The organism is Halanaerobium sp. (assembly GCF_003070835.1).
Genome location: NZ_QBLR01000132.1, coordinates 1 through 9,274, shown reverse-complemented (window position 1 = coordinate 9,274; position 9,274 = coordinate 1). Strand labels below are relative to the sequence as shown.

At 30.0% G+C, this 9,274-nt stretch carries 9 protein-coding genes; all 9 read left to right on the top strand.

Annotated features, from left to right (window positions below; genetic code table 11):
• Positions 1–43 precede the first annotated feature (43 nt).
• Complete coding sequence (locus CI949_RS12740) at positions 44–1,183, top strand: glycosyltransferase (RefSeq protein WP_290767075.1); 1,140 nt, start codon at positions 44–46, stop codon at positions 1,181–1,183.
• Entirely contained in the window at positions 1,180–2,022 is an 843-nt protein-coding gene (locus CI949_RS12735; RefSeq protein ID WP_290767073.1) for an XrtA system polysaccharide deacetylase, read from the top strand. Before CI949_RS12740 ends, CI949_RS12735 begins: the two co-directional genes overlap by 4 nt.
• The gene (locus CI949_RS12730; protein ID WP_290767071.1) at positions 2,015–3,187 is read left to right on the top strand and encodes an ATP-grasp domain-containing protein; all 1,173 of its coding nucleotides are present in this window, start codon (positions 2,015–2,017) and stop codon (positions 3,185–3,187) included. The genes CI949_RS12735 and CI949_RS12730 overlap by 8 nt, the downstream gene beginning before the upstream one ends.
• Before the next feature lie 118 nt (positions 3,188–3,305).
• The gene (locus tag CI949_RS12725; RefSeq protein WP_290767069.1) at positions 3,306–4,379 is read left to right on the top strand and encodes a winged helix-turn-helix transcriptional regulator; all 1,074 of its coding nucleotides are present in this window, start codon (positions 3,306–3,308) and stop codon (positions 4,377–4,379) included.
• A gap of 4 nt (positions 4,380–4,383) precedes the next feature.
• Positions 4,384–5,337 (top strand): tripartite tricarboxylate transporter substrate binding protein, encoded by a 954-nt coding sequence (locus CI949_RS12720; protein WP_290767067.1) that lies wholly within the window; start codon positions 4,384–4,386, stop codon positions 5,335–5,337.
• A 13-nt stretch (positions 5,338–5,350) separates the two neighbouring features.
• The gene (locus CI949_RS12715) at positions 5,351–5,824 is read left to right on the top strand and encodes a tripartite tricarboxylate transporter TctB family protein (protein WP_290767065.1); all 474 of its coding nucleotides are present in this window, start codon (positions 5,351–5,353) and stop codon (positions 5,822–5,824) included.
• A gap of 18 nt (positions 5,825–5,842) precedes the next feature.
• Positions 5,843–7,330: a tripartite tricarboxylate transporter permease gene (locus CI949_RS12710; protein WP_290767063.1), complete on the top strand. Its 1,488-nt coding sequence runs from the start codon at positions 5,843–5,845 to the stop codon at positions 7,328–7,330.
• 122 nt (positions 7,331–7,452) lie between these two features.
• On the top strand, positions 7,453–8,529 hold the full coding sequence (locus CI949_RS12705) for a mannose-1-phosphate guanylyltransferase (RefSeq protein ID WP_290767061.1): 1,077 nt from the start codon (positions 7,453–7,455) through the stop codon (positions 8,527–8,529).
• Positions 8,530–8,737: 208 nt separating this feature from the next.
• Positions 8,738–9,274 (top strand): transposase (locus CI949_RS12700; protein ID WP_290767060.1); only part of this gene is annotated, 537 nt, incomplete at its 3' end.

Sequence of the window (9,274 nt, the reverse complement as noted above, 5' to 3'; positions counted from 1 at the left end):
GATAAATAGTCATCAAAAATATAATTAGATTAAGGAGATTTTTATGAGAATCCTACAAATTATAACTACTTCTGATGTTGGAGGTGCACAAGAATATCTTCATTTGTTTGGGAAAAATATCAAGAAAGAAAATCATTTTATTTTAACTTCTCCAGATGGGGATTTTGAGAATAAATTCAACAATATTTCTAAAAAGGTATTTTTAGTTAGATCGTTAGTTCGAAAAATTAATCTTATAAAAGATTTTAAAAGTTTTTTAAAAATCAGAAATATTATTTCAAAAAATGAATTTGATATAATAGAATCTCATACCGCTAAAGCAAGTTTTTTAACTGCCTTAGCTTTAAAAACTATTAAAAATAAGCCTATTTTTATTTATAATGCTCATGGATTTGATGCTTCGCATATTGAAATGAATAGATTTGCTGATAATTTTTTTAAAAAGCTAAAAAAATATATTTGCAATGTTGCTGACACAGTAATTGTTGTCAGTAATAATACAGCGCAAAATTTAATTAAAGAAAATATTTGTGAAAAAGAAAAGATATCTGTAATTCCAGGTGGTGTGAATAAAAATAGATTTAAAAATTTATCAGTTCCGGTAGAATTAAAAAACAAAAGAAAGATTTTAATTGGAGCATCAGGAAGATTGGTAGAACGAAAGGGATTCGAATATCTTGTGAAAGCTGCCAAAATAATAAAAGAAAAGTCTGATAAGAGCATAGAGTTTATTTTGATAGGTGAAGGACCATTAGAACAAAAGATAAAAGAACTTATTAAAGTCTATGGTTTGAAAGATATATTTAGAGTTATCTCTTTTAAAGATAATTTTCCTGATTATTTAAATATGTTTGATATTTTTGTAATTCCTTCTTTAAATGAAGGATTTCCATTAATAACTTTGGAAGCTTTATATTTAGGAATCCCTGTAGTCTCAACTCCCGTATCTGGAATGAAAGAGGCTTTTAATCATGGGGAACAAGGTCTATTTGTTGAAAAAGAAAATGAAAAAGTTATTGCAGATGCAATATTGAAGTTATTAGAAAATAATGATTTAAGAATCTGTATGTCTGAAAAAGCTCATGAACTTGCGATAAACAAATATAGTGATAAAAGAGTATATGAAGACCATTTAAAATTATTTGAAAAATTATTAGAAGAAAGCAAGCTGAATAAAAAATGAAAAATATATTAACAATAGATGTTGAAGATTATTTTCAAGTAGAGACATTCAAAAATATTATTGACAACAATGAATGGGATAATTTTGAGTTAAGAGTTGAAAATAGTCTCAAGAAAGTTCTGAATTTGATAAATAGCTTTGACTATAAAGCTACTTTCTTTGTTTTGGGTTGGATTGCAGAGAAATTTCCTGAAATAATAAAAATGATCTCTGATCAAGGACATGAGATTTCTACACATGGTTATGGACATGAACTAGTGTATAAACAAACTAAACAAGAATTCAAAAATGATCTTATTAAATCAATAAATACATTAAAAAATATAACTGGGAAAGAAATATTAGGTTATAGAGCACCTACTTTTTCTATAACTAATGATTCATTATGGGCTTTAGATATTATTAAGGAACTTGGTTTAGAGTATGATGCCAGCATATCGCCTATAGAAGGACATGATAAATATGGAATCATGGGAATAAACCCATGTATTCATACTTTGTTTAATGGATTAGTTGAATTACCACAAACAACCATAAAAATATTAACTAAAAATGTACCGGTAGCTGGTGGGGGTTATTTTCGATTACTTCCTTATTGGTTGACTAAAATGGCTATAAAAAAACTAAATAAAAATAATAAAACAGCTATAGTCTATCTTCATCCTTGGGAGTTTGATCCTGAGCAGCCTAAAATAAAGGGTATTTCTAAGTTAAGTCAATTCAGACATTATATCAATATTGATAAAACAGAGGATAAATTCAAAAAAATGCTATCGGATTTTAACTTTACATCAATCGAAAAGTATTTAGAGATAAATGAGGTTGAAAAGAATGTATAAAGTATTAATTACAGATGCTCATCATAGAAAAGTCTTAGCAGCTATTCGGAGTTTAGGAAACAAAAATATTGAAATTATTGCTGCTTCAAATAAAAGAGTTTATTCATCCAGAATGAGTAAATATTGCGATTCTTTTATAGAGTATCCTGATCCAGCTAAAAAGCCAAAGGAATTCATAAAATTTATGACTAAATATACTAGTGAAAATAAAATAGATTTATTAATGCCTATGGATGATATTACAGTTGAATTGTTTTCTCAGAATCTGGATAGTTTTAAAGATGTAAAAATTCCAATTCCAGATTATAATACTTTTATGAAAGCTAGAGATAAGTCTATTACTATAAAAAAAGCAATTGAAACTAATATTCCAGCTCCCAAAACACATTTTATAAATAATTTGAATGAAGTCGAAACTTTAAAAAACGAAATTGAATATCCCATTGTTATCAAACCTAGAATTAGTTCTGGGTCTCGTGGGATTACATATATAAATTCAAAAGAAGAATTAATTGAAAAGTACAATTTAGTGCATCAAGAATTTCCTTTTCCAATGTTACAGGAATTTATACCTCAAACGGGGAGAAAATTTCAGGTTTTATTATTAATTGATAAAAATAAAAATATTTTAGCCAGTACTGTACAGGAATTATTAAGACAGTTTCCGGTAGGTGGTGGTCCGGGCACATTGTGGAAAACTATAGAATCTAAAGAATTAGAAGATTTATCAATAAAACTTATTAAATCTTTAGATTGGTATGGGATTGCCTGTGTTGAATTTATAACTGATCCAAGAACTGGAGAACCTAAGTTGATGGAAATTAACCCCAGATTCTGGGGTACTTTAAACCTATCACTAAAAGTTGGAGTTAATTTTCCAGAACTTTTAATAAAAATGGAAATGGGAGAAGAGATTAAACCAGTTATTAATAAACATTTTGAAGAATATTGTCAGTGGCTTTTACCTGGGGATTTCTTAAACTTTATTTTTAATAAAGATAGATTTAATCAAGAAATAAATTATTTTTTTAATAAACCTAAAAAATTCCATTATGCGATTTTTTCTAAAGATGATCCATTACCAGTCTTAGGAGCTGTATTATCTTACATAGTTGATTTATTTAATAAAGAAAAATTAAAAAATATTTTTAATAGAGGAAAATGATCAAAACCATCTATATCAAATACAGATGGTTCACTTGTTAAATCAAATTTTTTTTGCTATAATAAAGCTAGTTCATAAAGTAAAAATAATATTTACTAAGTAAACAAAGGTGGTTGATATGCTAGACTCAAATTTCTTAGATAGCACAAAAAAGTTAAAAGAATTAAAAATTATAGAAAATATTAATAATAATCCACAGCAAACCCAGCAGGAACTAGCTGAAGATATTAATATTTCAAAAGGGATGGTAAATAGATATTTAAAAGATTTAATTAGTAGAGATTTGATTAAAGAATTAAAGTCTAAAAAGCAATTAACTACCTCTGGCAAAAAATATTTTCATAATTTGCGATTAGATTATTATCAGGAGTTATTAATATTGGATAAAGATCTTAAAAATGAAATAAGTAAATATGGCAGTCTTGTTAAAAACAAAGTTAAGATAGCAGCTATAAAGTCAGCGGGAAGTTTTCTGCCCCAACTAGTTTACGATTTAAATATAATAGATAATTATCCTTTTGATTTAGATATTACTTACTTTGCAAATGGATATGAATTAATGGAGAACTTTCAGAGCGAGAAATTTGATTTAGGTTTTCTGGGTGTTGTTCCTGCATTTCTATGGAAGTCTACTGGATCTGAAATAGAAATAATTGCTGAAGCCAATAGAGGTGGACATGCAGTTATTAGTCGAAAAGAAATTAGTTCTATAAAAGACTTAAATAATAAAACTGTTCTGGTTCCCAGAAAGAATGAATCAGTTTCTGATAATTTACTAAAAAAATTAGTTAGAGAAACCAATATTGAAATAAATAGAGTTGACTTTAAAGATTTAAATCTTGCAGTTGATGATTTAAAAAATAAATTTAATGAATTAGAACAAATTGATGCTTTATTATTATGGGAACCCTATCTCAGTCAAATTTTAAACTTTTATCCCGAATTAAAGTTAATACATGAATTTGAAGCAGATCAATATACTTCAAATGTAATGATTGTTCCCGAAAATAATAACTTAGATAGAATACATTTAGATTTAATTGAAGAAATGTTTAAAGATGCTGCAGAAAATATTGTAATTGAAAATGAAAAAGTTTTAAGTAGTATGAGTAAGTTTTTTAAAATGGAAAAAGATATAATCAAGAATTCATTAAAAAGAATAGAATTTAAATATCAAAAATGGGAGGAATAAAAAAATGATTAAAAAGATTTTAGTTTTGTTTTTAGCTTTAAGTATGTTATTTTCGTTAACGGTTATAGTGATGGCGAAGGATGATTATCCCAGTAAGCCAATATCCTGGGTAGTACCCTTTGGTACAGGTGGAGGTTCAGATCAGTTTGCTCGGATGATGGAAAAACAGATAGAAGAACATACTGAGGCTGAGATTGTAGTGATTAATATACCTGGTTCTAAAACAGCTGTTGGTCTGAATAATTTAATGCAGAGAGACGCTGATGGTTATACTATTTTTGGTGCTACAACTGATAGTATTATAAATCTTGTAACAGAGGTAAACAAGTATGATTTAAGTGAAATTAAACCTGTTGCAAAAGTCCAGCATAATGTTGATATGTGGTTTATAAACAGTAATGATGATAGATTTAGTAATTATGAAGAACTGGTTGCATATGCAAAAGAACATCCAAATGAACTATCAATTGCAACAACAGGTTTAAATGGTGCTGATTCTTTAACTGTAAGACAGATAGAAGAACATGAAAACATTGAGGTCGAGAATATGCCTTATAGTGAACCGGGGGAGAGATATGCAGCCCTGGCCGGAGGTCATGTAGATATTTTGCATGAACAGCCTGGAGATGTAATGTCTTTTATAGATTCTGGAGATTATAAACCCATTATTGTGATGACTGAAGAAAGAGTTGATGGTTTTGAAGATGTTCCCACAACTTTAGAAAATGATATGGATATTACTGCAGGTTACTGGAGAGGTATCTGGGTAAAAGAAGGTACCCCAGAGTATGCAGTTGATTACCTGGAGGAAATAATTAAAAAAGCTGTTAATACTGAAGAATACAAGGAATACGAAAAACGTAAGTTTTTACATCTTAGAGAAGGATTGCTGACAGGGGAAGAATATCAGAATTTTATTGAGGAAGAATATGAATATTATGATAGTGTAATGAATTAAAGGAGCGGTTTTTATGTTAAATGATCTTATTGCCTCTATAATTTTATTTATAGGGGCTTTTTATCTGTACTTTTTTCGGCTTGATAAAATTCAGATTATGTCTGAAGGATCTAACAGTCTGTTATTGCCAAAAATAATTTTAATTTTGATGATGGGATTCAGTATAATTTTAGCAGCAAAGTCAATTATCAAATCAGTTAAAGCTGATAAAAAAACAGAAAAGAAAGATAATCAAAGACTGATATTAACAGTACTTTTAGCAATAGTTTATTTATATGGTATAACTATTTTTGGCTTTTATATTTTAACTCCTATTTTTATATTCTTATTATCTTTAATTTTAGAATATAAAAATTATAAAGTGAGTATAATTTTTTCGGTAACTTTAACTTTAATAGTATATGGCTTATTTACCAAACTATTATATATACCATTACCACTAGGAATAGGAATCTTTAAAAATATTAATGAAATACTGATCTTTTAAATTGGAAGGAGGTCGCTTATGTTTCAGGGATTATGGGCTGGATTTACTTTGTTGTCAGAACCTATATATTTATTTGTATTAATAGCAGGTTCAGTAATTGGAATTGTTTTTGGAGCTATTCCAGGTTTGGGACCGGTTATTGCTGCTTCATTATTGGTACCCTTTACTTATACTATGGATCCTGCAGCAGGAATATTATTGGTGGCAGGAGTTTATGTAGCCGCTACTTTTGGTGGTTCACAGACTGCAATATTATTTAACATACCGGGAGCACCAGAAAACACCTGTACCACTATTGACGGTTTTCCTTTGACTAAACAGGGGAAGGCAGCTAAGGCCTTAGGTATTGCAATTATAGCCTCTGCTATTGGTGGTATTTTTAGTTCAATTATTTTAGTAATTGGTTCTACTCAGTTAATAAAGATTTCTTATCTCTTTGGTTCAGTTGAATATTTTGCTTTAAGTCTTTTAGGAATTGCTATAATTACTGGATTAAGTGATAACTACCTAAAGGCTTTAATATCTGCAGCTGTGGGTGTTTTACTAAGTATTGTTGGAATGTCAAGTATTGATGGAACTATGCGTTTTACTTTTGGAACTGATTTTCTACTAAATGGATTTGACTTTATTCCAATAATGATTGGGGCTTATGCTGTAGGAGAGGTCTTTATTCAGGTACACAAAAAAGAAATGCTAAAGCCTTCCAGTGAGAAATTCAACATGAGTTTACCCAATTGGAAGGAAATAAAAAGTGTGAGAGGTACAATTGCTCGCTCATCTCTTTTAGGTTTAATTGTGGGTGCATTACCAGGGGCAGGAGCAGTTCTTGCTAATTATTTAGGCTACAGTATGGAAGAGAGTATATATAAAAACACTGATAAGCCTCTAGGGAAGGGGAGCCTAAATGGAGTTGCTGCTCCAGAAGCTGCAAATAATTCAGCAGCAGTGGCTACTTTTATACCATTATTAGCACTGGGGATACCCGGAGGGGCTGTTACAGCCATACTTCTAGGTGTTTTTGAGGTACATGGTTTACAACCTGGACCTACCTTATTTATCACCAGTGAAACGATGGTTTATACTTTATTTGCAGGTATTTTTATAATTAATCTTTTGCTGCTTATTTCAGGTTTTTTGGAGATAAGAGTTATTACTAAATTATTAAAGGTACCAAAAGGAATTCTATATCCGGCTATATTCATTTTCGCAACTCTGGGAGCTTATTCAGTTAACAACAGTATGTTTGATGTAGTGGTTATGCTATTATTTGGTCTGATAGGGTTTTATATGAAAGAAAATGGATATTCAGTTGCGATATTAGTGCTTGGGATGGTCTTAGGACCAATTATGGAGAATAATTTGCTCAGAGCTTTGATTAAATATAAGAGTCCAATTAATTTCTTAAATAAACCTTTAGGTGGTGTATTGTTGGGAATATCTATAATATTTTTGTTATGGCCGGTAATCAACAAGATTATTAGAACAGTTAGAGGAAACAAAATTTGAATTAATTAATTTTTAAGTTACATTACTAAAATTATTAATTGGATATATTTGTATTTAGTTATCTAATCTGATAATATATATAGATAGTAAAATCAATATAAAATTAATCGGAGTGATTTCAAATGATTACAGCACTAATCATGGCTGGAGGAGAAGGAACTAGATTCTGGCCTTTAAGCAGAAAAGACCATCCAAAACAGTTTTTAAAGTTAAATGATAATCAAAAAACAATGCTGCAGGAAACTGTAGAAAGAATAAATGAGCTTGTTCCTTTAGAACAGGTTTTTATTGCAACTAATGAAGCTTATCAAAAAGCAATCAAAAAACAGCTGGATGGTATACCAGAAGAAAACATAATAGTAGAACCAATGAAAAGAAATACAGCTGCCTGTATAGGCTTATCTTCAGTAGTTATTGAAGATAAATATCCCGGTTCAACAATGATTGTTTTACCGGCCGATCATTTAATTAAAGATCAAAAAAGATTTGTAGATATTTTAAGAAAATCAATTATGACTGCAGCTACCGGTAAAAACTTAGTTACTATTGGTATAGAGCCGACTCATCCAGAAACAGGTTATGGATATATTCACTTTGGTGATCCATTACATACCATAGATGGTGATCAGGTATTTGAAGTGCGCAATTTCACCGAAAAACCTGATTTAAGCACTGCTAAAGAGTTTTTAGAGGAAGGAACATATCTCTGGAACAGTGGGATGTTTATCTGGCAGTTAAGCAGTATTCTGGCTAATATAGAGACCCATTTACCTGAAATGTTTGAGTCCTTAGAGAGAATTAAAGGTGCTTTAGGTACAGATTTAGCTAAAAAAGTAATTAGAGATGAATTCGAAAATATGCAGAGTGTTTCCATTGACTATGGAATTATGGAAAAGGCAGATGATATCTTTGTTATTCCTGGTTCTTTTGGCTGGGATGATTTAGGCAGCTGGCCTGCTTTAGAGAGAGTTAAAAAAGTAGATGCTGATGGTAATGTAGTAATCGGTAAGCATTATGGAATAGATACTACTAATTCTATTATTCATAGTCCTAATAAGGTGGTAACCACAATTGGCCTTGATGATGTAGTGATAGTTGATACAGAAGATGCTATTTTAATCTGTGATAAAAAGCGAGCTCAGGAAGTTAAAGAGATTAGAAATATTCTGGAAGCAGAGGGTCTTGAGGATTGTTTATAAAAAATTGATAATTTTCTAATAGTTGATTTAATTATTTTACTGTGGTTTGCCCCCAAAAAGATTAAATAAATTTCATTAATAACCAAATAATAACAATAAGTTTTTCTTTTATCATCTTCAAACTAATTAGATTAATCCGCTATAATCCTTTAGATGACGGGCTTTCTTTGATATAATTAACTTAAGAAATCAAAGAAAGGATGATAGAATGTTTGTTCCCAACAGTCACCAGCAGTTAAGTCTTTACGATTCTTTTAAGGATTTACCCAAATATCTACAGGAATATCTTTTAAATTCCTGGGCAGATACTTTTCAGGAAATTATCTTTCCTGCAATTGATGAAGAACGCTTTGCCGTACTCTACAGTGATAAAGGTTCAAGACCCAATACTCCTGTTAATATAATTATCAGTGCTCTCGTAATTAAAGAACTTTTTGATCTCACTGACGAAAGATTAGTTGCCAATATCCATCTAAGTATGGAATATCAGTATGCTCTTAGATTAACCAGTGATAAAAGACCACCTGTCTCTAAAAATACATTCAGTAATTTTAGAGAACGGGTCACAAATTACTACAAAGAAACAGGTATTGATCTAATTCAGCAGGAAGTTGAATCCCTGGCCGAATTAATTAGAGATAATCTTGAAATCGAAGGTGACAGAGCAAGAATTGATTCTTTTATGGTTTCTTCTTCTGCCAGAGAATTATCCAGAATAGAGCTTGTTTACACTGTTAATGCTAAC